This window comes from Thauera butanivorans, from assembly GCF_048398245.1.
In the GTDB taxonomy this organism is placed as follows: domain Bacteria; phylum Pseudomonadota; class Gammaproteobacteria; order Burkholderiales; family Rhodocyclaceae; genus Thauera; species Thauera butanivorans.
The window spans coordinates 582,509-604,301 of record NZ_CP183038.1; the positions used below are offsets into that span (position 1 = coordinate 582,509).

The 21,793-nt window shown below is 65.4% G+C and carries 25 protein-coding genes and 1 pseudogene; 4 read left to right on the forward strand and 22 right to left on the reverse strand.

Annotated features, from left to right (window positions below; genetic code table 11):
- Nucleotides 1-15 precede the first annotated feature (15 nt).
- Entirely contained in the window at nt 16-1,158 is a 1,143-nt protein-coding gene (locus ACNQFN_RS02815; protein ID WP_418647892.1) for a sigma-54 interaction domain-containing protein, read from the reverse strand.
- Between the two features lie 446 nt (nt 1,159-1,604).
- Here ACNQFN_RS02815 and ACNQFN_RS02820 point away from each other — a divergent pair, with 446 nt between their 5' ends.
- Nucleotides 1,605-2,852, forward strand: coding sequence for a nitroreductase family protein (locus tag ACNQFN_RS02820; protein WP_418647893.1), 1,248 nt, complete (start codon nt 1,605-1,607; stop codon nt 2,850-2,852).
- Nucleotides 2,853-2,960: 108 nt separating this feature from the next.
- Nucleotides 2,961-3,773 carry an ABC transporter ATP-binding protein gene (locus ACNQFN_RS02825; RefSeq protein ID WP_418647894.1) on the forward strand — a complete coding sequence of 271 codons (813 nt, stop codon included), beginning with the start codon at nt 2,961-2,963 and terminating at the stop codon, nt 3,771-3,773.
- Between the two features lie 74 nt (nt 3,774-3,847).
- Here the strand turns inward: ACNQFN_RS02825 and ACNQFN_RS02830 are convergent, their stop codons facing one another.
- From ACNQFN_RS02830 to ACNQFN_RS02860, 7 genes are all read right to left on the reverse strand, one after another.
- On the reverse strand, nt 3,848-4,459 hold the full coding sequence (locus ACNQFN_RS02830; protein ID WP_418647895.1) for a thioredoxin family protein: 612 nt from the start codon (nt 4,457-4,459) through the stop codon (nt 3,848-3,850).
- Between the two features lie 10 nt (nt 4,460-4,469).
- Nucleotides 4,470-5,291, reverse strand: a complete 822-nt coding sequence (locus ACNQFN_RS02835; RefSeq protein WP_418647896.1) for an ABC transporter permease — start codon at nt 5,289-5,291, stop codon at nt 4,470-4,472.
- A gap of 89 nt (nt 5,292-5,380) precedes the next feature.
- The gene (locus ACNQFN_RS02840) at nt 5,381-6,175 is read right to left on the reverse strand and encodes an ABC transporter ATP-binding protein (RefSeq protein ID WP_418647897.1); all 795 of its coding nucleotides are present in this window, start codon (nt 6,173-6,175) and stop codon (nt 5,381-5,383) included.
- On the reverse strand, nt 6,172-7,197 hold the full coding sequence (locus ACNQFN_RS02845; protein ID WP_418647898.1) for an ABC transporter substrate-binding protein: 1,026 nt from the start codon (nt 7,195-7,197) through the stop codon (nt 6,172-6,174). Before ACNQFN_RS02845 ends, ACNQFN_RS02840 begins: the two co-directional genes overlap by 4 nt.
- A gap of 133 nt (nt 7,198-7,330) precedes the next feature.
- Nucleotides 7,331-8,611, reverse strand: a complete 1,281-nt coding sequence (locus tag ACNQFN_RS02850) for an O-acetylhomoserine aminocarboxypropyltransferase/cysteine synthase family protein (RefSeq protein ID WP_418647899.1) — start codon at nt 8,609-8,611, stop codon at nt 7,331-7,333.
- A 14-nt stretch (nt 8,612-8,625) separates the two neighbouring features.
- Complete coding sequence (locus ACNQFN_RS02855) at nt 8,626-9,093, reverse strand: CoA-binding protein (protein ID WP_418647900.1); 468 nt, start codon at nt 9,091-9,093, stop codon at nt 8,626-8,628.
- A gap of 187 nt (nt 9,094-9,280) precedes the next feature.
- The gene (locus ACNQFN_RS02860) at nt 9,281-10,036 is read right to left on the reverse strand and encodes a class I SAM-dependent methyltransferase (protein WP_418647901.1); all 756 of its coding nucleotides are present in this window, start codon (nt 10,034-10,036) and stop codon (nt 9,281-9,283) included.
- 80 nt (nt 10,037-10,116) lie between these two features.
- Between ACNQFN_RS02860 and ACNQFN_RS02865 the strand changes: the two genes are divergently transcribed.
- On the forward strand, nt 10,117-10,419 hold the full coding sequence (locus ACNQFN_RS02865; RefSeq protein ID WP_418647902.1) for a hypothetical protein: 303 nt from the start codon (nt 10,117-10,119) through the stop codon (nt 10,417-10,419).
- A gap of 61 nt (nt 10,420-10,480) precedes the next feature.
- Here the strand turns inward: ACNQFN_RS02865 and ACNQFN_RS02870 are convergent, their stop codons facing one another.
- On the reverse strand, nt 10,481-10,975 hold the full coding sequence (locus ACNQFN_RS02870) for a hypothetical protein (RefSeq protein WP_418647903.1): 495 nt from the start codon (nt 10,973-10,975) through the stop codon (nt 10,481-10,483).
- A gap of 499 nt (nt 10,976-11,474) precedes the next feature.
- Here ACNQFN_RS02870 and ACNQFN_RS02875 point away from each other — a divergent pair.
- Nucleotides 11,475-11,645 (forward strand): annotated as a pseudogene (locus tag ACNQFN_RS02875) (IS110 family transposase); the annotation flags it as partial.
- Nucleotides 11,646-11,832: 187 nt separating this feature from the next.
- On the opposite strand, the gene ACNQFN_RS02880 reads toward ACNQFN_RS02875, so the two are convergent.
- From ACNQFN_RS02880 to ACNQFN_RS02940, 13 genes are all read right to left on the reverse strand, one after another.
- Nucleotides 11,833-12,393, reverse strand: coding sequence for a YfbU family protein (locus tag ACNQFN_RS02880; protein WP_418647904.1), 561 nt, complete (start codon nt 12,391-12,393; stop codon nt 11,833-11,835).
- 9 nt (nt 12,394-12,402) lie between these two features.
- The gene (locus ACNQFN_RS02885) at nt 12,403-12,912 is read right to left on the reverse strand and encodes a hypothetical protein (protein WP_418647905.1); all 510 of its coding nucleotides are present in this window, start codon (nt 12,910-12,912) and stop codon (nt 12,403-12,405) included.
- An 86-nt stretch (nt 12,913-12,998) separates the two neighbouring features.
- Nucleotides 12,999-13,436 (reverse strand): HEPN family nuclease, encoded by a 438-nt coding sequence (locus ACNQFN_RS02890; RefSeq protein WP_418647906.1) that lies wholly within the window; start codon nt 13,434-13,436, stop codon nt 12,999-13,001.
- 24 nt (nt 13,437-13,460) lie between these two features.
- Complete coding sequence (locus tag ACNQFN_RS02895; RefSeq protein ID WP_418647907.1) at nt 13,461-13,910, reverse strand: hypothetical protein; 450 nt, start codon at nt 13,908-13,910, stop codon at nt 13,461-13,463.
- 31 nt (nt 13,911-13,941) lie between these two features.
- Nucleotides 13,942-15,840 carry a family 2A encapsulin nanocompartment cargo protein cysteine desulfurase gene (locus ACNQFN_RS02900; protein WP_418647908.1) on the reverse strand — a complete coding sequence of 633 codons (1,899 nt, stop codon included), beginning with the start codon at nt 15,838-15,840 and terminating at the stop codon, nt 13,942-13,944.
- Entirely contained in the window at nt 15,809-16,747 is a 939-nt protein-coding gene (locus tag ACNQFN_RS02905) for a family 2A encapsulin nanocompartment shell protein (protein WP_418647909.1), read from the reverse strand. Before ACNQFN_RS02905 ends, ACNQFN_RS02900 begins: the two co-directional genes overlap by 32 nt.
- A gap of 101 nt (nt 16,748-16,848) precedes the next feature.
- Entirely contained in the window at nt 16,849-17,088 is a 240-nt protein-coding gene (locus ACNQFN_RS02910) for a helix-turn-helix domain-containing protein (RefSeq protein WP_418647910.1), read from the reverse strand.
- Complete coding sequence (gene epsC / locus ACNQFN_RS02915) at nt 17,072-18,052, reverse strand: serine O-acetyltransferase EpsC (protein WP_418647911.1); 981 nt, start codon at nt 18,050-18,052, stop codon at nt 17,072-17,074. Before epsC ends, ACNQFN_RS02910 begins: the two co-directional genes overlap by 17 nt.
- Nucleotides 18,049-19,026, reverse strand: a complete 978-nt coding sequence (gene cysK / locus ACNQFN_RS02920) for a cysteine synthase A (protein ID WP_418647912.1) — start codon at nt 19,024-19,026, stop codon at nt 18,049-18,051. The genes epsC and cysK overlap by 4 nt, the downstream gene beginning before the upstream one ends.
- Nucleotides 19,027-19,050: 24 nt before the next feature.
- Nucleotides 19,051-19,548 carry a rhodanese-like domain-containing protein gene (locus ACNQFN_RS02925; RefSeq protein WP_068637887.1) on the reverse strand — a complete coding sequence of 166 codons (498 nt, stop codon included), beginning with the start codon at nt 19,546-19,548 and terminating at the stop codon, nt 19,051-19,053.
- 165 nt (nt 19,549-19,713) lie between these two features.
- Nucleotides 19,714-20,397, reverse strand: a complete 684-nt coding sequence (locus tag ACNQFN_RS02930) for an RBBP9/YdeN family alpha/beta hydrolase (protein ID WP_418647913.1) — start codon at nt 20,395-20,397, stop codon at nt 19,714-19,716.
- A 7-nt stretch (nt 20,398-20,404) separates the two neighbouring features.
- Complete coding sequence (locus ACNQFN_RS02935) at nt 20,405-20,620, reverse strand: TOBE domain-containing protein (protein ID WP_004338061.1); 216 nt, start codon at nt 20,618-20,620, stop codon at nt 20,405-20,407.
- Nucleotides 20,621-20,634: 14 nt separating this feature from the next.
- Complete coding sequence (locus tag ACNQFN_RS02940) at nt 20,635-21,651, reverse strand: sulfate ABC transporter substrate-binding protein (protein WP_418647914.1); 1,017 nt, start codon at nt 21,649-21,651, stop codon at nt 20,635-20,637.
- Nucleotides 21,652-21,793 lie beyond the last annotated feature (142 nt).

Here is a 21,793-nt window from a genome sequence, read left to right on the forward strand (position 1 = left end):
CCGGCCGTCCAGCGGCTAGCCTGCGTCCTGCCTGTCGCTGTCGACCAGGCCGTGCCGCTTCAGCAGGGTGCGGACCACGTTGCGCGTCACGCCGAGCAGTTGCGCGGTCCGTACCTGGTTGAAGTGGCTGTGGGTGTAGGCGCGCTCGATGATCAGCGCTTCGAGGCGTTCCATCAGGCGCTCGGCGGGGGCGTCGAACAGGCGGGCCAGTTGCAGCGCGATGGCGTCGATGGGTGCAAGCTCCGCCTCCGGGCGGATCGCCGGAAAGCCGCCGGCAAACTTCAGGTGCTCGGGCAGGATGGGCCCGTCATCCGACACCAGCAGGGCGAAATGGATGACGTTCTCCAACTCGCGGATGTTGCCTGGCCAAGGGTGCGCCATCAGCGCCCGCTGTGCGGTGGGCGACAGGATGGGTGGCGGACGTCCCAGGCGCTGCGCGTAGCTGCCGAGGAAGTGGGTGGCCAGCGGCAGGATGTCCCCCACCCGTTGGCGAAGCGGGGGCAGGTCGAGGCGGGCGATGTTCAGGCGGTAATACAGGTCGTGGCGGAAACGCCCCGCCGCGACCGCGCGTTCGAGATCGACGTTGGTTGCCGCGATCAGGCGGACGTCGATGTGGATCGGCTGGCGCGAACCGACGCGCACGACCTGGCGCTCCTGCAGCACGCGCAGCAGCTTGACCTGCATCGGCAGCGGCATGTCGCCGATCTCGTCGAGGAACAGGGTGCCGCGGTCGGCGGCCTCGAACCAGCCCGCGCGCGGCGCGCGCGCGCCGGTGAAGGCCCCGGCCTCGTGGCCGAACAGCTCGGCATCGACCAGGCTTTCGCTGAACGCGCCGCAGTTGATCGCCACGAACGGCCCTTCCCGGCCGCTGCGGTCGTGGATGTGGCGGGCCAGCAGTTCCTTGCCGGTGCCGGTCTCGCCCATTACCAGCACGGTCGCCTCGCTTGGCGCGATGCGTTCGACCTGCGTCAGCAGGCGGTAGGACAGGGGGTCGCTGAACGCCAGCGCCTTGGCGCGGATGGACAGGGCCTGGGCGCCCGAGTCCGGTAGCGTGAGCACGGGCTGGTGCTGTCCGCCGGCCGGGGAAAGGCTCGCCGCCTGCCTCCCGTGCGGCGCGTTCCAGTCCGCGGAACGCTGGCCTTCGCTGGAACCGTGCATCTGACTTCCTCCACAAACCGGGGCCGGTCGTGACGCACGATCCATGCCACGGGGAGAAGGACCGGTACCGCCCCGGCCGGCGTGCGCGGCGGATGGTGCGAAACACGCGCATCCGCCGCCGGGCGCCGTTCTCCGCCGCCCACGGCCCGCGCCGGCCCCTGCGGCGATGCCTGTTGATCCAGGGGCAGCGGCAGCGCCCGGGTGCTGGGATTCCACCAGTCCGCGGCGCGGCGGGCCGCTCCGTGTGCCATCGGCAGCGGATGCACCGGCCTGCTGGCCTGGCAGCAGGCGGGGGCGCGGGCCTGCACGCGGTGCACCATCCGCCGCGCCGGCCGCCTTATGGATCAAGGTCTTGATGGCAGGCGCGGAATTTGCTTGAGCCGTCCTTGCCCGGTGCGACCGACACCGGCCACCGCCCATCGCCCTTTCGCCGAGGATCCCAGTTCATGAACATCGAGCGCCACCTGCATGCCACCGGACGCGGAACATTGCCCTACCTGTTCGCGCCCGCCGCCGACGCCTTGCCATCCATCCCGCTGGTCGTGTTCCTGCATGGCGCACGCGACCGCGGCAGCGACCCTGACCTGCTGCTGACCCATGGCTTGCCGCGCCATGTCGCCCATGCGGCCGAATTGCCGTACCACTTCCTGGCCCCGCAGATCCCGGAGGGGAGCGCCTGGGCCGAGTGGCGCGCCGAATTGCTGCAACTGATAGACGAGATTGCGGACCGCCACCGGGCCGACCGCCGCCGCATCGTGCTGGCCGGCTTCAGCGCGGGTTCGGCTGCGGCCTGGGAACTGGCCGCGGCCGAGGCGGAGCGCTTTGCCGGCCTGGTGCTCGTCGCGGGCCGCGTCCCCGACGCTGCCGGTGACGCGGCTCTGGGGCGGCTCGGCCATACCCCGGTGTGGTTCTTCCACGGCGGGCGCGACGACAGGGCGCCGGTGGCACCGGTCAAGGCCGCCGTCAGCCGCCTGCACGCCCTGGGCGTGCCGGTACGCTTCACGCTCTACCCCGATGCCGGCCATGCCATCGCCGACGCCGCCTACGGCGACTCCACGCTGCAGCGCTGGCTGGCGACCGTGCCCCGCCGCTCGCCCAGCGCGCCGCGCGTGTCCCAGCGCGAGGTCGATCCGCTGTTCCTGAACCGCTGGTCGCCGCGCGCGCTCCGTGCCGATCCGATCGACGATGCGAGCCTGCTGCGCATCATCGAAGCCGCACGCTGGGCGCCGTCCGCGAGCAATTCCCAGCCCTGGCGCTTCCTGTACGTGCGCAATGGCGCCCCCTTGTGGGACGAAACGGTCGAGCTGCTGTCGGGCAACAACCGCCTGTGGGCGCCGCAGGCATCGGTGCTGATCCTGCTGCTGTCCAAGACGACTTTCGTGCGGCAGGGCGAGCACCTGCCGTCGCCGGCCAGCAACCACAGCTTCGACAGCGGTGCGGCATGGGCGCATCTGGCCCTGCAGGCCACCCTGTCGGGATGGCATACCCGGGCCATCGCGGGGTATGACAAGGAGGCTGCCCGGGCGCTGTTCAAGGTACCGGACGAGTACAAGCTGGAAATCCTCATCGCGCTGGGGCGCCTGGGCGACGACAGCGTCTTGCCCGAGCCCTTGCGCGAGCGCGAGCTGCCGACGCCGCGCAGGCCGCTGGCCGACCTGGTCGCGGCGGGCCATTTTTCCTTGCCGCGGGACTGAGCGCGTGCCGTGGCATCCGCATGGCCCGCACCCTCTGCGCGGGTCTGATCCGATTCGGGGCGCCCGCAGTGTGCGGGCCGCCTCATCCGTATGAAAAGGAGTTTCTCCGTGACTGCAGCAGTCCAGCGGCCCGTGCCGCCTTCCACGTCCTCGGCCCGGCCCGGTGCCGCGCGGCCGGATGCCATTCTGGCGCTCGACGGCGTGGGCAAGACTTTCCAGGTGGACGGGCAGGCGCTGGAGGTGCTGCGCGGCATCGACCTGGAGGTGCGGCGGGGCGAGTTCGTCTGCCTCGTCGGCGCCTCGGGCTGCGGCAAGTCGACGATCCTGCGCCTCATCGTCGGCCTGGACACGCCGACCGTCGGCTCGCTGGCGATCAACGGCGCGCCCGTCACCGGCCCCGGGCTGGACCGTGGCATCGTCTTCCAGGAGCACCGCCTGTTTCCCTGGCTGACCGTGGAGCAGAACGTGTTGCTGGGCCTGGATGCGGCGGATGTTTCCGACGCGGAAAAGAAGCAGGCGGTTGCCGAGCATATCCGCCTGGTGGGGCTCGAAGGCTTCGCCAAGGCTTTCCCGGGGCAGCTTTCCGGCGGCATGTCGCAGCGCGCCGCGATTGCGCGCGGGCTCGTGGCCCGGCCGGAGATCCTGCTGCTGGACGAACCGTTCGGCGCGCTGGACGCGCTGACGCGCACCTATCTGCAGGAAGAGCTGCTGCGCATCTGGGAGAACAACCGCATCACCACCGTCATGGTCACACATGACGTGGAAGAAGCCGTCTATCTGTCCGATCGCATCGTCGTGCTCGACCCGCGGCCGGGTCGCATCCGCACGGTCGTCGACGTCGATCTGCCGCGCCCGCGTGCGCGCGGAAGCGCGGACTTTGCCGCGGTCAAGGACAGCGTACTGGGCGAACTCCGCCATTGAGGCGGAGCGCCGGCGGGGCGCTCGCGGCCGAAGTCGGCGATGGCGGGCGGGCGAGGATTTCCGCCCGCCCGCCCTCAGTCGGCGGGCTGCCAGTGGCTGAAAGGCGTGTCCTCGTAGGCCTTTTCGCGCACGTAGCGCGCCAGCCGGATCCACTGCGCGGCATCTCCCGCACTGCCCAGCTGGCGGGCGACCGGCAGGCCGTCGAGGTCGTAGAACACCAGGGTCGGCAAGGCGAAGACGCGCTCGCTGCGGGCGAACTCGGCCTGCTGCGTGGCCTGGTCGTCGAAGTCCCTGAGCGGCAGCGGCTGGTCGGCCATCAGGCTGGCCGTGACGAAATCGCGTTCGTAGGCCTTGCGCAGGCCGCTGTCCCTGAAGGTCGTGGCGCGCAGCTTTGCGCATTCGCCGCAGCCTTCCATCTCGAACAGCACGGCAACGCCCTGGCGTCCGCTGCTGCGGGCCTGTTCGAGCGCCGCGGCGAGGTCGGCACTCGGCGGGAAGAAGCCGTCATGCTGCTTGCCGGCGGGCGCCGTGCCTGCCTGCAGGGAGCCGGCGACGATGCACAGCGCCAGCAGGATGGCGATCGTGACGGCGGACCACAGCCGCGGCTGCGCCCGCGTGCCGGCGGCGTCGATCCGGGGCGCGGCGGGGCAGGCAAGGATTCCGTGGCGAGGCGGCAGGGTTTTCATGCCGGAGCCCTCAGCGCAGCCAGAACAAGCTGCGGTGGCGCAGCTTGTCCAGCAGGGTCATCGCGCCCCAGGTCACGGCGCCGGTGTACAGGATGCCGGCCACCATGCGCGGATAGTCGGCGAAGTCGGCGTAGTACTGCACGAAGCGGCCCAGCCCGGCATTGGCGCCGAACAGCTCCGCCACCGTGAGCAGGATGAAAGAGAAGCCCAGGCCCACCGCCATGCCGGAAAAGATGTGCGGCAGGCTGGCCGGGAAGACCACTTTGCGCAGGTACTCGAGGTGCGTGAAGCCGAGCACGCGCGCGTTGTCGCGGTGCCGGCCTTCCACCGACAGCGCGCCGGCGGCCGCATTGTGGAAGATGGGCCAGAAGGCGCCGAGGAACACCACGAAAGTGGCCGACAGATGGAAGGTGGGCAGCACCGCGATGGCGTAGGGGATGAACACGGTGGGCGGAATCGGCGCGGCCACCTTGGCGAAGGGGAAGAAGGTGCGTGCCAGCCAGGGAGTGGTGCCGGCCAGCAGGCCGAAGGCGATGCCCAGCACCAGCGCCCCGGCATAGCCCGGCAGCAGGATCAGGAAGGACGAGACGGTGCCGCGACCCAGTTCCGGCAGCGAGTCCCACAGCGCCTGGAACACCACGGCCGGGGGCGGCAGCAGCGGGTTGCCTTCGCCGGACAGGGCGCTGCCGCCGATCTGCCAGGCCAGCAGCAGGGCGGCGGCAAATGCCCACGGCTCCCAGACGAAGCCGGCGGGAAGTCGTGGGCGGGAGGCGGTGCCGTGTTTGCCGCCTGCATCGGCGGGCAGGGTCAGGGCCTTCTGTGGGGCGCTCATGATCGTGGTTCCTGGTATTCAGATTGCATCTTGGCGATGAGGCGGCGTTCCCGCCGGAGCGGGAACGCTGGAGCGTGTGCGCCGGGCCCTCAGGCCGCTTCCAGATGGGCCAGCGTGTCCGCGTCGAGGGCTTCGGCGATCTCTTCGCGCAACTGGTGGAAGGCGCCGTCCTTGAACAGCGCGGTGCGCTTGCGCGGGCGCTCGAAGGGCACCGCGTATTCGCGGATGATGCGTCCCGGATTTGCGCCCATCACCGCCACGCGGTCGGCCAGCAGCAGGGCTTCATCCACGTCGTGGGTGACGAACACCACCGTGCGGCGCGGCGTGCTGCCCTGCCACACGTCCACCAGCAGGTCCTGCAGCCGCGCGCGGTTGACCGGGTCGAGCGCGCCGAAAGGCTCGTCCATCAGCAGAAAGGGCGATTCCAGCGCCAGTGCGCGGGCGATCGCGGCACGCTGCTGCATGCCGCCGGAGAGCTCGAACGGATGCTGCCCGGCGACTTCACCCAGGCCGACGCGGGCGAGGTGCTCGCGCGCGAGCGTGCGCCGTTCCTTGCGCGACAGCGTGGGGTGCGCCTTGGCGATGGCCTCGGCCACGTTGTCGCCCACCGTCATCCATGGGAACAGGGCGTAGTGCTGGAACACCACCGCGCGGTCCGGGCCGGGGCCGGCCAGCGGCTTGCCCCCGGCGGCGAGGCGCCCGGCCAGCGGCTGTTCCAGCCCGGCGATCAGGCGCAGCAGGGTGGACTTGCCCGATCCGCTCGGGCCGAGCAGGGCGAGGAATTCACCCTCGGCCACTGCCAGGTCGATGCCCTGCAGGATCGCGCTGCCGCCGTAGGCGAAGTCCAGCGATTCGACCAGCAGGCTGTGGCGGCCCTGGCTCACAGCGTGTTCCGTGCGGCGGATGCCTGCAGCAGATTCTGCCAGAACGGCTCCGCCGGGCTCTCGGCCGCCAGGCTCTTCAGCGCGCGTTCATAGATGTCGAGCGCGAAGATCGGCTCCAGCGGGCGCTGGCCGTCGATGAATTCGGCTTGCACCAGCGTGTCCCAGAACGCCCTGGTGCCCCGCGCATTGGCGTCGGTGCCCTGTTCGAGGTGCAGCGAGTAGTAGCCGGCTTCCAGGATGTCGCGATCGAGCTTGACGTACTTCTGGATGGCGTCGAGGGTTTCCGCGCGGTTCGTGGCGGCGAACTGTTCGGCGCGCAGGATGGCGCGCAGGAATTTTTCCAGCGTGGCCGGGTTCTTGAGCTTGTCGGACTTCACCACCAGACGGCAGCAGGGGTGGCCCGGCTGCAGCTCGCTGGAACGGATCACCACCTGCAGGCCCTGGCGTTCGGCGCGGATGTCGTGCGGGCCCCACACCACGCCGGCATCGACCTGGCCGGACTTCACCGCTTCGAGCACTGCCGGCGGATTCTTCAGCTCGAAGATCTGCACGTCCTTGCGCCAGTCCAAGGCCGCCTGGTTGAGCGCCCCGCGCAGGACCGCATCGCCGGTCGCCAGGCGGATGGTGGCGATCTTCTTGCCCTTGAGGTCGCCGATGGTGCGCACGCTGGCGGCGTTCTCGGGCTTGACGATGATCGCCGCGTCCTCGCCCATGATGCCGCCGATGATCTTCAGGTCGGCGCCGCGGGCGTAATGCACCAGCGGGGCGGTGGTGCCGAAGGCGCCGATGTCGAGCTTGCTGGAGACCACCGCATGCAGGCCGTCGGCGGAATTGACGAATTCCACCAGCTCCACCTCCAGCCCTTCCTGCTTGAAGAAGCCGCGTTCCTGGGCAACGAAGAACTTGGCATGGCCGGTCACCGGCAGGTAGCCGACGGCCAGTTTCTCCGCATGCGCCACGCCGGTGCTCACGGCAAGGGTCAGCGCAGCCAGGCTGGCGCGGAGGAGGCGGGTTGCTTTCATCATCGATCCTCTGTGTCTGGAAGAAGCGCACGCTGCACGCTGCAGCGCAACAGAGGGCAATGTTAGAAAGCGGAGCCGCCGCCGCGAACCAAGAAAATTTCAGTTGGAAAGCAGAAAACGGGAAAAGGGGGCGTCAGGCCCTGCTCAGCGCCTGGTCGATGTCCCACAGGATGTCGTCCAGGGTTTCCAGGCCGACCGACAGGCGGATCAGGTCGGGCGGCACGCCGGCCGCCACCTGCTGCTCTTCGGAGAGCTGGCGGTGGGTGGTGGAGGCGGGGTGGATGACCAGGGTCTTGGCGTCGCCGATGTTGGCGAGGTGGGACAGGAATTCGACCGAATCGATGAACTTCTGCCCGGCGGCGGCACCGCCCTTGATGCCGAAGCTCAGCACCGCGCCGGCGCCGCGCGGCAGGTATTTCTTCGCCAGGTCGTGGTAGCGGCTGCTTTCCAGGCCGGGGTAATTGACCCAGGCGACCTTGGGGTGCGATTCCAGATGGCGGGCCACCGCCAGCGCGTTGGCGCAGTGGCGGTCCATGCGCAGCGGCAGGGTCTCGACGCCCTGCAGCAGCTGGAAGGCGGCGAAGGGCGAGAGCACCGGGCCGAAGGTGCGCATGCCTTCCATGCGGCACTTCATCGTGAAGCCGAAGTCGCCGAAGGTCTCGAAGAAGCGCACGCCGTGGTAGCCGGGCGAGGGATCGGTCATGCTCGGGAACTTGCCGTTGTCCCACGGGAACTTGCCGGACTCGACGATCACGCCGCCCATCGTGGTGCCGTGGCCGCCGAGGAACTTGGTTGCCGAATGCACGCTGATCGCGGCGCCCCATTCGAAGGGCCGGCACAGGTAGGGACTGGCGAAGGTGTTGTCGATGAACAGCGGCAGGCCGGCGCCGTTGGCGATCTGCGCCACCGCCTCGATGTCGAGCACGTTGAGCGAGGGGTTGCCCAGGGTTTCGGCATACACGGCCTTGGTTTTGGGCGTGATCGCGCGGGCGAAGTTCTCCGGCTCGTCCGGATCGACGAACACGGTGTCGATGCCGAGCTTGCGGAAATTGACGTCGAGCTGGGTGTGGGTGCCGCCGTACAGCGTGCGCGCGGCGACGATCTGGTCGCCGGCCTCGCAGATGTTGAGCAGCGCGATCATCTGTGCCGCCATGCCGCTGCCGGTGGCCAGCGCGGCGCGGCCCGCTTCGAGCGCGGCGATCCGCTCCTCGAACACCGCGACGGTAGGGTTGGAGATGCGGGAATAGACGTTGCCGAAGGTCTGCAGGTTGAAGAGGCTGGCCGCTTCTTCAGGGCTGTCGAAGACGTAGGAGGTGGTCTGGTAGATGGGGACGGCGCGGCTGCCGGTGGCCGCGTCGGGAATCTGGCCGGCGTGCAGGCACAGGGTGTCGAAGCCGTATTGATGGTCTGCCATGTTCGGAATCCTGCTCAGGGAAGCCAGCGGGGGCGGCGGGCGGAAATCACCTTGGTGTTGACGCCGAACCAGTTGAGGCCGCCGAACAGGCGGGCGTATTCGATCTTGACGCAGCGGTCCATGATCACGGTGAGCCCGGCCGCCTCGGCCTTGCGCTTGGCTTCCTCGTTGATGACGCCGATCTGCAGCCACAGCGTGCGGGCGCCGATGGCGATCGCCTGCTCGGCCACGGCCAGCGCATCGCCGGGCTTGCGGAACACATCGACGATGTCGACCTTGTCCGGGATCGAGGCGAGGTCGGGATAGCTTTTCTCGCCAAGGATTTCGGGGTACTTCGGATTGACCGGGATGATCCGGTAGCCGTGCGCCTGCATGTACTTGGCGGCGAAGTAGGACGGCCGGAACCAGTCGGCCGACAGGCCGACGACGGCGATGGTGCGGGATTCGTGGAGAACCCGGCGCAGGGTCTGGATGTCGCTCATGCTCGTTCGGTCCGCTTGCTGGAGTTACCGGGGCGGGACGCATGATACCGAGTGTGGTGACGATTGCCGATGGTCCATGCGCTCGAAGCTGGCGGCCAGGCCACTGATTTCGGTGCGCATGAAATGTCTGATTCGAGAACCGGTCACGCTCAGGTGTGATCAGCGGGAAAAGAAGATGGGGGCATGATCAACGGCGCGTCGCCTCGAAGCTGATGATTTGATCGCCTTGGTGCGGTGGACGTCCATGCTGGTAATCGCCCGACGCCACCACGTCCACGAAGCCAGCCTCCCGCAACGCGAACGCCAACTCCGCGACGCCCCACCAGCGCAAGTGAAACAGGTCGAGTTCGGTACCCAGCAGCGCACCATCCCGCCAGTGTTCGTAGCGCAGATGAGAAAGGGTCGTTTGCCTGATGTGATCGATCCCGGCCCGCTGACTGATCAGCGTAAGCAGTTCGTTCTCTTTCACCATCCAACTGCGCGCGGAACCCGAGTCTTCCATGATGCTTTCGATGGGGTCGATGTCCAGGATCAGCCTTCCACCAGGCAGCAGATGATCGTGAAACCGCCTGAGCACGGCCATGGCCGAAGTGGCATCCGTGATCAGCTGGAACGACCCCGCCGGCAGGATGATGTCTGCGAAGCGTCGTTCGTAGTGGAAGTTATCGAATGTCTGGCATGTCAGCGGCGTGGGCAGGCGTCGCTTCAGACACTCCTGCTGGCAATATTCGATCATGTCTTGCGACGCATCGAAGCCTTCGATAGCCAAACCCGCCTCCAGCAGCGGCACGAAGATTCGGCCATTGCCGACGGCAGGTTCCAGAACAGCGCCATCGCATCCGGTCAGACGCTGCCGGTAGTATTCCTGATCGCCGAAGGAGTGACCGATGGGTTTGTCCAGGTGATAGACCCAGGAAGCGAGTTTTCCGTATCTGTTATGCATGTTGTTTCCGTGTTGGGGTGAGTACCTAAAGAGTTCTTCGTCGCGAAGCAGCGTTGGAATTGTTAGGTCTTGATATATGCATGCTGATAGACATAAAAGCTATTGCAGGAGTAATGAATAGAACGCATGTGCCGATTGTTGGAAGCCACGAAACGACCTTGGTGAAGCCTGAGGCATTGGACATGCCTCCCAGAACGAATTTGGAAAATAAAATCCAAAATGGGATGCCGGCAAGGCAACTAAACATGACCTTGCTGCTCAACGTGTCAAGCGCCCTCATGATTTTCCATGACCCTGCTATCAGCGGTAGGTATGCGATAAACGCCGTGGAAGTGATAACGATCTGGAGAAGTTCAGATGAGTTTATGGTTGTCATGGCCTGACGAATGAAAACTAACCGATGCTGCGTGGCTTTATCGCGCAGCGTCCGCGTTGAGCCGGCAGTTAGACCTTGCTGAGATATGCATCAACTATGGCCCAAGTAGTGGTGAACAGCTCTGCGCGATCGATAGCCTCAGTGCCAGGTTCGCCATGACGTAGTGGATCTGCTGCGGCCTTGATGAGTCGAATGGATGTCTCCTCAACGCCAGAGATATCACGAAATGCTTGCCACTGCTGAACCTTGTTTGCTTCTCGGAGGTTGTTCCGAGCTGCACAGTGATGGCGCAGTGACTCTATAGCCCTGTAGCAATAAAAGCCTGTGTCATCCGCGTGCTTCATTGCTGAGGTTAGATCGTCAAAGCACCGAAGGAGGAATACTCCGTGTTCACCGGTTGTTTTCTGTCTCAGTTGAAGTAGCGCCTCATTGAGGTCAACGTCCTGATTTCGGTTCGTGATACACGGGATATCGATTCCAAAAACGTAGTCGATTTCTCTTTCGCGAGAAAGAACTCGCGTGATTTCAACGTCGTACGCATAACCCTTGAGATACCCAATCATCGCCAGATGTCCTTGGACAATGTTCTTGACGACATTGCGTAAGTCAAAGATGTTCCAGTTATGCTCACTAGTTACCCATACCGCAGCTTGGTTAAGGACTATGCTGACTTGTGCTTCAGCATTGACCCCCCAGGGCTCCCGCAGCTACGTGTTCCGCATGAACGCAAGACGGTCGGCGGGATGGTCACCTGACGTGTTATCAACGATTTGCCAGAACCAGGCGGCCACATTCTGCCCGCACTTCAATTCCATTCGCGTAGCTGCGGTAGCCCTGATTGACCCCCGTAGAAGCGTGTTCGAACTTGAGAGAATATTCTAATGAAAGTTGGGCTCGTTCTGGAAGAATTACGCCGTGAAAGAGATATGGTTCCATTGCTTATTAGGTCTAACGAATGAAAGGGACTTCCCCGTCCCGGTCTGACCGCATTGCGGCAATGAGCACCTGAGTGCCACGATGGGAAGTGCGAACTCTCATCAATCCGTCCGAAAGGGGAAGTCCATGAGCATTGTGACCGTTGGCATCGATCTCGCCAAGAACGTGCTTGCCGTGCATGGCGTCAATGAAGCCGGCCGCGCCGAGTTGGTGCGCTCGCCGGTGCCGGGTGAGAAGCTGCATGAACTGATCGCAAGCTTGCCGTCATGTGTGATCGGCATGGAGGCGTGCTCGGGTGGCCCCGGCACGTGCGTGCCGAGCAAGGCCGATTGGGGAAAGGCAGTCTGTTCTGTCCTTGTCCATCGCGATGCCGGCAGTCCAGAACCGGTCACGCCCGGGCGTGATCAGCAGGAGAAGAAGATGCGTGCATGATCAACGGCTGCTGTCTGCAGAAAACAGTTGACGGGAAGTCCCTTGGGAGTTGTTAGGCTTTGCCCCGATTTTCAGGATGGACTAACTCTTTCAGAATGCTGACAAGACTTTGCGCGGAGAGTGATTGATAGTGCTGCTTTTTAATGATTGGTTCATATATAGAAAGCATTCGGTTGTACGCTTCGACCATAGGGTAGTGCGAGTTAAAGTACCTTTCTTTGAACTCTGAAAACCTATCCAGTTCATTAACGAGGAAAGAAGCTGTTCCCATGTATTCTGCTTCATTGTTTCCATCGAAGCCCCGAAACTTTGGGTCTTTTCCAAAAGGAGTTGCCTCTGCTTCTACAAAAGCCTTTTCATCATCTGTAAGTTCGCCGTAACTTCTTTCGATAAGGCTCCACATATCAAGTATGTTCAACACCTCCTTTACGATTTCAGGTGTGTCTTGTTCATCGAAGGGGATGCCGGCGTACTTCCATGGAATACTCCATGTGTTATTGCTGAAAATTGCGGACCTTATGAAGTCGGGTTCAATTTCACCTCTGACTTCCAACTTCTCGTATAGCTCACTCAGCATCAAAATTATCAGTTTCTCGCCGTTTGTGATTTTCATTCTAATTCCTTAATTCCCGGTTACGATGGTTTCTTTCTTCTCGTCTGCCAGGTTCTTGGCAACAGGGAGAAAGCTATTGATCTTGTGATAAATTCGAGTGCCGATTTCTTTCTTTTCGTGTTGTTGTGTTGCGTCAGCTAGAGATGTTATGTCGTCGTTGAGGTCGCTGCATAATTTTAATGCATGATTCTTGAATAGCTCAGAGTAATGAGTGCTGTGCTCATTTATCAGTCTGCAATACTCTTCAACATCTTTTGCAATGCTGCTACAGTCAATGCCGGTTAATAAATTTAGGCTGGAAGATGGACCTATCCTTGAAACAATACCAAGGATTCTTTTTGTCTCAGTGTGTATTTGAGATATTTCGACCATTTCCCTGCGGGTTACAAGTTCACTTCTTACTCTTTCGGCTCTTGATGCAGATTTTGATGCTTTGCGGGCCTCAATAAATGCCCATACGGCACCACCAATGGACGCAAGGGAGCCTATTATTGATATCCATGTTTCTGTAGTGCCCACTATTATGGATTCCTTATGAGCCTAACTTCGAAATTCAGCGGGCGGCGAAGCCGTCCGCTGGAATGGCAGGTTGTACCGCACGCGCATCACTGCACTTTCAAATGGGCAGAGAGGCGCTTTACGAACTCACGCAGTTCGGCGAGTGCAACTTCCGCGTGCAAACCACGATCATTTGTGAATTCGAATGCTTCAACCTCGCCCTCGCTTGGAATCGGCTTGATTCTGAAATGTGCAACTGAGTGGCGCATGTTAAAGACCAACCCTCTCAAGGTGTTTGGATCTGGATCGTTCTTTCCCTTTGCCTGGCCCGTCGCCTTTATGGACGAAGGCTCGATGCCCCATTTCTTAAGTTCAGAAAGTGGCGTATCCGGAATCGCATGCAGCATGGTCTCCTTAGGAACGACAAGCAGTCCAAGTAGGCAGTTGATCAAGAGCGTCGCGTCGTACTCACCTGAGTAACCTTCTTCGACAATAGCAAGAGTGTGCTCGCTGAAAGATCGTTCAAAGTTGGAGAGGTAGCTCATCGGCAATTCAGTGCTGTACAACTATTAGTAGACGACAAATGTCGGCGTAAGGATGTTATCCGACATCGAAAGATTCGAAAGAGGCCCTCGCATCATGTTGATTCCCTTCATTTGATGCATAAGTTTCACCGTCATGTTGTCGCCTAACATGTTTGGCACGATCGCCGCCCGTGCCGTGCTTGTCCGATGTGCACTCACACCAAGCAGGATCACCCGCACACCAAGAAAGCACACATCATCCGCATCAAAAGATACATTCTTCCCCACGGCAATCGCCATCCATACAACATGCCTTGTGTGACATGGGTCATACGAGCATGCTGATGGGAAGAAGAGTCTGCGGCTGCTTGCTATCGCCCGGAGCTTGTTCCCGACCAGCAGCGTGGTGTTCGTCGCCATCAACGGCCTGGTGAGGTTGTGCTGGCGACGGAGAAATGAAAAAGAGCCATGGTGCGACCCATAGCTCTTTTTCATCCGTTGCCCGGCGAGGTACCGGGTGCGTGGCTCAGCGTGGTGGCGACGTTCTGCCCGATGCCAGCCGCTGCAGCACGGCCACCAGGGTGTCGACTTCGCCGCAGGTGTTGTAGAACGCCAGCGAGGGCCGTACCGTGGCTTCCACGCCGAAGCGGCGCAGGATGGGCTGGGCGCAGTGGTGGCCCGAGCGCACGGCGATGCCTTCCTCGTTGAGCGCGCGGCCGACTTCCTCGGTGGTGTAGCCGTTCAGCACGAAGGACAGCACGCTGGCCTTGTCCGCGGCGGTGCCGATCAGGCGGATGCCGGGGACGGTGAGCAGGCCGTGCGTTGCGTAGGCGAGCAGGTCGTGCTCGTAGCGCGCGATGTTCTCCATGCCGATGCGCTCGACGTAGTCGATCGCCGCGCCCAGGCCGACGGCGTCGGCGATGTTGCCGGTGCCGGCCTCGAAGCGGGTCGGCGGGCCGTGGTAGATCGTCTTCTCGAAAGTGACGTCGGCGATCATGTTGCCGCCGCCCTGCCACGGCGGCATGTCCTCCAGCACTTCGCGCTTGCCATACACCGCGCCGATGCCGGTCGGCGCGAACACCTTGTGGCCGGAGAAGACGAAGAAGTCGGCGTCGATGTCCTGCACATTCACCCGCATGTGCGACACTGACTGCGCGCCGTCGACCAGCGCCTTGGCGCCGGCCGCGTGGGCCATGGCGACGATCTCCTTGACCGGCACCACGGTGCCGAGCGCGTTCGACACCTGCGTCACGGCGACGATGCGGGTGCGCGCGTTGAGCAGCTTGCCGTACTCGTCGAGCAGCACCTGGCCGCTGTCGTCCACCGGGATCACCCGCAGCTTCGCGCCCTTGGCGGCGGCGAGCTGCTGCCAGGGCACGATGTTGGCGTGGTGTTCGAGGTGGGAGACGATGATCTCGTCGCCCTCGCCGACGTGCTGTGCGCCCCAGGTCTTGGCGATCAGGTTGATGCCTTCGGTGGCGCCGCGCACGAAGATGATCTCCTCCGCCGAGGCGGCGCCGAGGAAGCGCGCCACCTTGCTGCGCGCGCCTTCGTAGGCGTCGGTCGCGCGCGCGGCCAGTTCGTGCGCCGCGCGGTGGATGTTGGAGTTCTCGTGCTCGTAGAAGTACGCGAGCCGGTCGATGACGGCCTGCGGCTTGTGCGTGGTGGCGGCGTTGTCGAGCCAGATCAGCTGCCGGCCATTGACGCGCTCCTGCAGGATGGGGAAATCCCTGCGCACCGCGTTGACGTCGAAGGGCGGATGCGCGCTTGGCGCCACCGCCGGCGCCGGTTGTTCAGCCTCCGGGTCGAGGAAGTAGAACGCCGGGCCGCTGGCCGGGGTGATGGTGGATGTGGGGACCGGGCTGTGCCGCCCGACCTCGATGCCGCCGAGCAGCTGGTTCAGCTCCGCTTCGCCCGGCAGGCCGAACGAGCGCGCGGTGACGCGGTCTTCGCGGGGCAGGCCGGCGCTTTCCGCTTGAGACGGCCAGGCGCTGGCTTCGCCGAGGAAGTAGTAGGGCGAGGAGGGCGCGCCCGGCACGCTCGAAGCCTGCGGCGGCGCGACCGGCGGCAGCGCCGCGGCATGGGCCTCGGGCACGCCCAGCACCGGGTTGGCCGCCCGGCCGAAGGCCGGGGCGGCATCGACGGCTTCGTCGGGCGCGGCAGCGGGCGTGCCCGGCAGCGGCGCCAGCGCAGGCGCGCGGTTGCCGAGCGCGATCTCGGTCTGCGCCGGCTGCGGCGGTGCGCCGAAGGGAAGCTGCGCATCCGGCGCGCCGGTCGGCAGCAGGGCGAAGAACTCGCCCGCGAGCCGGCTCAGCAGTGCTTCCTCGGGCAGGCCCGCCGGCAGGCCGGGAGGCAGGCTCGGAGGTGGGGGGCCGCCGACGGCGGCCAGCCCCTCACTTGTAGGTATCGAGTGCGGAGTAGTCATGGTACTTGCCCACTTCAACGTCATCGAGCACGGCCAGGGCGTCGTCGGAATGAACCACCAGCGAGCAGTACAGCGAGATCAGGTAGGAGGCGATCGCGTTGCGGCTGATGCCCATGAAGCGCACCGACAGGCCCGGCCCCTGTTCGCCGGCGACGCCGGGCTGGAACAGGCCCGACACGCCCTGGCGCTTCTGGCCGACGCGCAGCAGCAGGATCTTGGTCTTGCCGTCCTCGACCGGCACCTTGTCCGACGGTACCAGCGGGATGCCGCGCCAGGTCAGGAACTGCGAGCCGAACAGCGACACCGTCGGGGGCGGCACGCCGCGGCGGGTGCATTCGCGGCCGAAGGCGGCGATACCGAGCGGGTGGGTGAGGAAGAAGGCGGGTTCTTTCCAGACCTTGGTCAGCAGGTCGTCGAGATCGTCCGGTGTCGGTGCGCCGGTCAGCGTCGAGATGCGCTGCTCGTCGGCGATGTTGGCCAGCAGGCCGTAGTCCGGGTTGCTGATCAGCTCGGACTCCTGGCGCTCCTTGACCGTCTCGATGGTCAGGCGCAGCTGTTCCTTGATCTGGTCGTGCGGGCTGCTGTAGAGGTCGGAGATGCGGGTGTGGACGTCCAGCACCGTGGTGACGGCGTTGAGGAAGTACTCGCGCGGCTGGTCCTCGTAATCGACGAAGATCTCCGGCAGATCGCCTTCGTCCTCGCGCTGCGAGCAGGATACGCGCACGTCCTGCGGGTTCTTGACCTTGTTCAGGCGGTAGATGCCGGCCTCGACCGGCAGCCACTCCAGGAAGTGCACCAGCCAGCGCGGCGTGATGGTGGAAAGCTGCGGAACGGTCTTGGTGGCGTTGGCGAGCTGGCGGGCCGCCGTATCGCCCAGCGCATGGTGCACTCTTTCTTTTACTGCCATGGTCGACTCCTTTCTGTCAGAAAGCATATGGGATGGAAAGCGGGACGCGCCAAGTGTCCTGCCCCGGGCGGGGCGGCCTCAACCGGCTATCGCCATCAAATTCAGGCGCGGTATGCGCCGGAGGGGTCGTGCTCGCAGACTGCGATCAGCGCCGACAGCGGGGTCTGCAGCGCGGCGGCGAGCTTCTGGGCGGTCAGCAGCGAAGGCGTCACGTCGCCGCGCTCGATCTCGCCGATGTAGCTGCGGTCGAGGTCGGCCAGTTCGGCCAGGCGCTCCTGCGACCAGCGCTGGCGCTGGCGCAGGCTGCGGACGACCGGGCCGAAATTAGATGTTGGCCCCATCCCGCCCCTCCAGCCGTTCGTGGTGCAGGCCGGCCTGGGTCACGTTGCTGCCCGGCGGCACGCTGCGCGTCAGCCACACGTTGCCGCCGATGCTCGATCCGCGCCCGATCGTGATGCGGCCGAGCACGGTGGCGCCGGCGTAGATCACGACGTCGTCCTCGACGATCGGGTGGCGGGCGCCGCCCTTGGCGAGGTGGCCGTCGCTATCGACGTCGAAGCGCCGGGCGCCGAGCGTGACCGCCTGGTACAGGCGGACGCGCTGGCCGATCACCGCGGTCTCGCCGATGACCACGCCGGTGCCGTGGTCGATGAAGAAGCCGGCGCCGATCTGCGCGCCGGGGTGGATGTCGATGCCGGTGTCCGAGTGCGCGAGCTCGGCCAGGATGCGTGCCACCAGCGGCACGCCGAGCTCGTACAGCGCATGGGCGAGGCGGTGGTGGATGACCGCCAGCACGCCGGGGTAGCACAGCAGCACTTCGTCCACGCTGCGTGCGGCGGGGTCGCCCTCGAAGGCGGCAATCACGTCGGCGTCGAGCAGTGTGCGCAGCGCCGGCAGGCCGGCGGCGAAGCTGCGCACGATGCCGGCGGCGCGCTCATCGACCTGGGGCGCGAGCGTTTCGTCGTGGCGCGCCTGGTATGCCAGTTCGAGCCGCACCTGGGCCAGCAGGCCGGTGAGGGCGCGGTCCAGGGTGTGGCCGACGTAGAAATCCTCGCCTTCGACGTGCAGGTCCGGCGGCCCGAGCCGCATCGGGAACAGCGCGCCGCACAAGTCGGTGGCGATGCCGCGCAGCGCGTCGCGCGACGGAAACTCGCGCGCGCCGCCCTCGCCGCCGCGCTTGCGCAGTGCGCGCCAGAGGTCCCGCGCCTCGTGCAGGCCGGCGACGATGCCCCGCAAATCGAGATGGGGTATCGAAGAGGGCGCTGCCGCCGACAGCGGCGCGAGGCTTGCGGGACGGTCGCTCACGCCGGCAGCCCCGCTTCGTTGAACAGACCTTCGAACAGCACCGAGCTGAGGTAGCGCTCGCCCGAATCCGGCAGGATCACGACGATGGTCTTGCCGGCATTCTCGGGTTTCTTCGCCAGGCGGGCCGCCACGGCCACCGCCGCGCCGCTGGAGATGCCGGACAGGATGCCTTCCTCGCGCGCCAGGCGGCGGGCGTAGTCGACCGCGTCCTCGTTGCTGACCTGCTCGATGCCGTCGACCAGCGCCAGGTCCAGCACCTTCGGCACGAAGCCGGCGCCGATGCCCTGGATCTTGTGCGGGCCGGGCTTGAGCGGCTCGCCATTGCGCGTCTGCGTCAGCACCGGGCTGGCGGCGGGTTCGACCGCGATCGCCTGGATGGCCCTGCCCTTGGTCTGCTTGATGAAGCGCGACACGCCGGTGATGGTGCCGCCGGTGCCGATGCCCGACACCAGGATGTCGATCGCGCCGTCGGTGTCGTCCCAGATCTCCGGGCCGGTGGTGGCTTCGTGGATGGCCGGGTTGGCCGGGTTGTTGAACTGCTGCAGCAGCACGTACTTGTCCGGCTCGGCGGCGGCGATTTCCTCGGCCCTGGCGATCGCGCCGGGCATGCCCTTGGCGCCTTCGGTCAGCACCAGCGTGGCGCCGAAGGCGGCCAGCAGCTTGCGCCGCTCGATGCTCATGGTCTCGGGCATCGTCAGCGTCAGCGGAATGCCCTTGGCCGCGGCGACGAAGGCCAGCGCGATGCCGGTGTTGCCGCTGGTGGGCTCGACCAGCTCCTTGCCGGGGCCGAGCAGGCCGCGTTTCTCGGCATCCTCGACCATCGCCGCGCCGATCCGGCACTTGACCGAGTAGGCCGGGTTGCGGCCCTCGATCTTGGCCAGCACGGTCGCGGGCGCGCCGTCGATGATCCGGTTCAGGCGCACCAGCGGCGTATGGCCGATGGACTGCGCGTTGTCGGTGTACCAATGCGACATGATGTGACTCCTGTTTCCGTGTGATTAGTCCTGGGCCCAGGGCAGGCCGGCGTGTCGCCAGCCGTTGAAGGAGCCACGGCGCTGCTGGTCGTCCAGGTCGCCCTCGAAGCCTTCGCGGATGTTGAACACATGCTTGAAGCCTGCCCTTGCGGCGGCCTCGGCCGCCTGGGCCGAGCGCTTGCCGCTGCGACACAGTAGCAGCACGACCGCGTCCTTGCCGGTCTTGCTTTCCAGGTCGCGGACGAAGCGCGGATTACGCGTCAGCGAGGTGCCGGTGGCCCAGGGCACGAACAGGGATTCCGGTACGTGGCCGACGAACTTGCGTTCCTCGCCGCTGCGCACGTCCACCAGTACGGCTTCGCCGGCCGACACAAGTTCCCAAGCCTCGGTCGGCGTCACGCCGCCGGCGTAGGGCAGGCCTTCGTCGGCCGCGTGTGCCAGGGCGCGCTCGAGAATCGGGTGGAGCGGCGCCTGCTGCGAGGCGGCGGGGGTGGTGGGTGCTGCGCTTACGCTGATGGCCATCTTCCTTCCTCCTGTGTCTTCGGGCGTTTTTGCCCTGCGTCGATATGCGCAAACCTTACGCTTGCCCCGCCTGCATCCGAACCAACAAAAATTCCAATGGATTCCCGTGCGGGGAATAAGAATCCAGCGCTCCCGCCAGCCGGATGGCGGGCATGTGGTCGAGTTCTATGGCCGGCTCGCTACGCGGGCCTCGCCGTTGATCAGGCGCCGGGTCTGGTGGCGCAGCCGGGCCAGTGCGCCGGTGCGTCCGCGCCGGCCTTCCTTGCGCGACGCGATCGCGCCGAGCGGGGTGTCGGCGGCCGCGCGCAGCTGCGCCAGCAACTCGAGCGCCTGCGGCCATGGCCCGTGGCCGGAGTCGGTATTGATGTGGCCGGCGTCGCCGACGTCGATCAGGCGGCTGCCCCAGCGCTCGGCCCAGGCGCGGGCGGCGGGCATCCTGAGCCAGGGATCGCTGCGGCTGGCGACGAGGATGCTGGGACAGTCGAACGCGGTGCGCGGCAGGTAGTCGGCCAGGCTCTGGCCCTGCCCGGCGTCGTGGCGCAGGCCGAGCGGATCGAAGCGTTCCGGGTCGGCGGGCGCCACCAGCAGCAGCCCGGCCACTTTCTGTGGCCGGTCCGCCGCGGCGACGACGCTGGCGAGGCAGCCGAAGCTGTGCGCCACGATCCATACCGCGCCGGCGGCGTCGTCGATCTCGCGCCTGACCTCGCCGGCCCAGCGCGCCAGCAGCGGGTCTTCCCAGTCGATGCCGCCGACGCGGCGCGCGTCCGGCAGCTCGCCTTCGAGCCAGGTCTGCCAGTGCCCGGCGCCGCTGCCGTGGTAGCCGGGTACGGTCAGTATCGTGTGGCGCACGGTGGGCTCAGAGCGTCGCGATCGACACTTCGGTGGATTTGACCAGCGCGACGACTTCGGAGCCGGGCTTCAGCCCCAGCTCGTCCACCGAGCGCGTGGTGATCACCGAGGTGACGATGCCTGAAGGCGTCTCGACGTCGACTTCGCTGACGACGTCGCCGCGGATGATTTCCTTCACCCGCCCGCGGAACTGGTTGCGGACGTTGATTGCCTGGATTGCCATGGCGGGCCTCCCGATCACTTGGCGTAGAGCTGGTCGAACACGCCGCCGTCGGCGAAGTGCTTCTTCTGCGCCGCCTGCCAGCCGCCGAGGTCGTCGATGGTGACCAGCTTGACTTCGGGGAAGCGGGCGATGTCGGCCGGATCGGCATGTTCCGGCGCGGACGGCCGGTAGTAGTGCTTGGCGGCGATCTTCTGGCCGACCGGCGAATACAGGTATTCCAGGTAGGCCTGGGCGACCTTGGTGGTGCCGCGCTTGTCGGCGACGCCATCGACCACGGTGACCGGCGGTTCGGCGAGGATCGAGATCGAGGGCACGACGATCTCGAACTTGTCCGGGCCGAGTTCGTTGATCGACAGGAAGGCCTCGTTCTCCCAGGCCAGCAGCACGTCGCCGATGCCGCGCTGGACGAAGGTGTTGGTCGAACCGCGCGCGCCCGAATCCAGCACCGGCACGTGCTTCAGCAACTGGCCGACGAATTCCTTGGCGCTGTCTTCGTTGCCGCCCGGCTGCTGCAGCGCGTAGGCCCAGGCGGCGAGGTAGTTCCAGCGCGCGCCGCCCGAGGTCTTCGGGTTGGGCGTGATGACTTCGATGCCGGGCTTCACCAGGTCGCCCCAGTCTTTGATGCCTTTCGGGTTGCCCTTGCGCACCAGGAAGACGATGGTCGAGGTGTAGGGCGAGCTGTTGTGCGCCAGGCGCTTCTGCCAGTCGGCGGGGAGCTTGCCGGTCTGTTCGGCGATGGCGTCGATGTCGTAGGCCAGCGCCAGCGTGACGACGTCCGCTTCCAGGCCGTCGATGACCGCGCGCGCCTGCTTGCCGGCGCCGCCGTGCGACTGCTTGATGGTGAGGGTTTCGCCGGTCTGCGCCTTCCAGTGCTTGGCGAATTCGGGGTTGAACTCCTGGTAGAGCTCGCGCGTCGGGTCGTAGGACACGTTGAGCAGCGTGGTCTGGGCCTGGGCAGCGCCGGCGAAGCTGGCGGCGACCGCCAGGGCGATCAGGCCGCGGCGAGTGGACCGAAGGGGATTGAAGGCCATCGAGGTTTCTCCATGTCGTGTCGATTGCGATGGCGGAAATCTAGCCTCCCTGCTTCATAACCTGAACTTAGAAAAAACGGATTGCTTATTCCATTCCTGGCAGGGGCGCTTCGAATCGCCGCGCCCGGCTCTGTGGCGCTTC

Excerpts from the sequence above, each read along its gene's own strand:
- ACNQFN_RS02830 (WP_418647895.1), bottom strand. The coding sequence starts at position 4,459 with ATGAAAACCCTGCCGCCTCGCCACGGAATCCTTGCCTGCCCCGCCGCG.
- cysK (WP_418647912.1), bottom strand. The coding sequence starts at position 19,026 with ATGTCGCATTGGTACACCGACAACGCGCAGTCCATCGGCCATACGCCG.
- ACNQFN_RS02940 (WP_418647914.1), bottom strand. The coding sequence starts at position 21,651 with ATGGCCTTCAATCCCCTTCGGTCCACTCGCCGCGGCCTGATCGCCCTG.
- ACNQFN_RS02815 (WP_418647892.1), bottom strand. The coding sequence starts at position 1,158 with ATGCACGGTTCCAGCGAAGGCCAGCGTTCCGCGGACTGGAACGCGCCG.
- ACNQFN_RS02855 (WP_418647900.1), bottom strand. The coding sequence starts at position 9,093 with ATGAGCGACATCCAGACCCTGCGCCGGGTTCTCCACGAATCCCGCACC.
- ACNQFN_RS02910 (WP_418647910.1), bottom strand. The coding sequence starts at position 17,088 with ATGGGGCCAACATCTAATTTCGGCCCGGTCGTCCGCAGCCTGCGCCAG.
- ACNQFN_RS02820 (WP_418647893.1), top strand. The coding sequence starts at position 1,605 with ATGAACATCGAGCGCCACCTGCATGCCACCGGACGCGGAACATTGCCC.
- ACNQFN_RS02845 (WP_418647898.1), bottom strand. The coding sequence starts at position 7,197 with ATGAAAGCAACCCGCCTCCTCCGCGCCAGCCTGGCTGCGCTGACCCTT.
- ACNQFN_RS02850 (WP_418647899.1), bottom strand. The coding sequence starts at position 8,611 with ATGGCAGACCATCAATACGGCTTCGACACCCTGTGCCTGCACGCCGGC.
- ACNQFN_RS02905 (WP_418647909.1), bottom strand. The coding sequence starts at position 16,747 with ATGGCAGTAAAAGAAAGAGTGCACCATGCGCTGGGCGATACGGCGGCC.
- ACNQFN_RS02895 (WP_418647907.1), bottom strand. The coding sequence starts at position 13,910 with ATGAAAAAGAGCTATGGGTCGCACCATGGCTCTTTTTCATTTCTCCGT.
- ACNQFN_RS02835 (WP_418647896.1), bottom strand. The coding sequence starts at position 5,291 with ATGAGCGCCCCACAGAAGGCCCTGACCCTGCCCGCCGATGCAGGCGGC.
- ACNQFN_RS02865 (WP_418647902.1), top strand. The coding sequence starts at position 10,117 with ATGCTGATAGACATAAAAGCTATTGCAGGAGTAATGAATAGAACGCAT.
- ACNQFN_RS02935 (WP_004338061.1), bottom strand. The coding sequence starts at position 20,620 with ATGGCAATCCAGGCAATCAACGTCCGCAACCAGTTCCGCGGGCGGGTG.
- ACNQFN_RS02925 (WP_068637887.1), bottom strand. The coding sequence starts at position 19,548 with ATGGCCATCAGCGTAAGCGCAGCACCCACCACCCCCGCCGCCTCGCAG.
- ACNQFN_RS02900 (WP_418647908.1), bottom strand. The coding sequence starts at position 15,840 with ATGACTACTCCGCACTCGATACCTACAAGTGAGGGGCTGGCCGCCGTC.
- ACNQFN_RS02890 (WP_418647906.1), bottom strand. The coding sequence starts at position 13,436 with ATGAGCTACCTCTCCAACTTTGAACGATCTTTCAGCGAGCACACTCTT.
- ACNQFN_RS02870 (WP_418647903.1), bottom strand. The coding sequence starts at position 10,975 with ATGATTGGGTATCTCAAGGGTTATGCGTACGACGTTGAAATCACGCGA.
- ACNQFN_RS02880 (WP_418647904.1), bottom strand. The coding sequence starts at position 12,393 with ATGAAAATCACAAACGGCGAGAAACTGATAATTTTGATGCTGAGTGAG.
- ACNQFN_RS02860 (WP_418647901.1), bottom strand. The coding sequence starts at position 10,036 with ATGCATAACAGATACGGAAAACTCGCTTCCTGGGTCTATCACCTGGAC.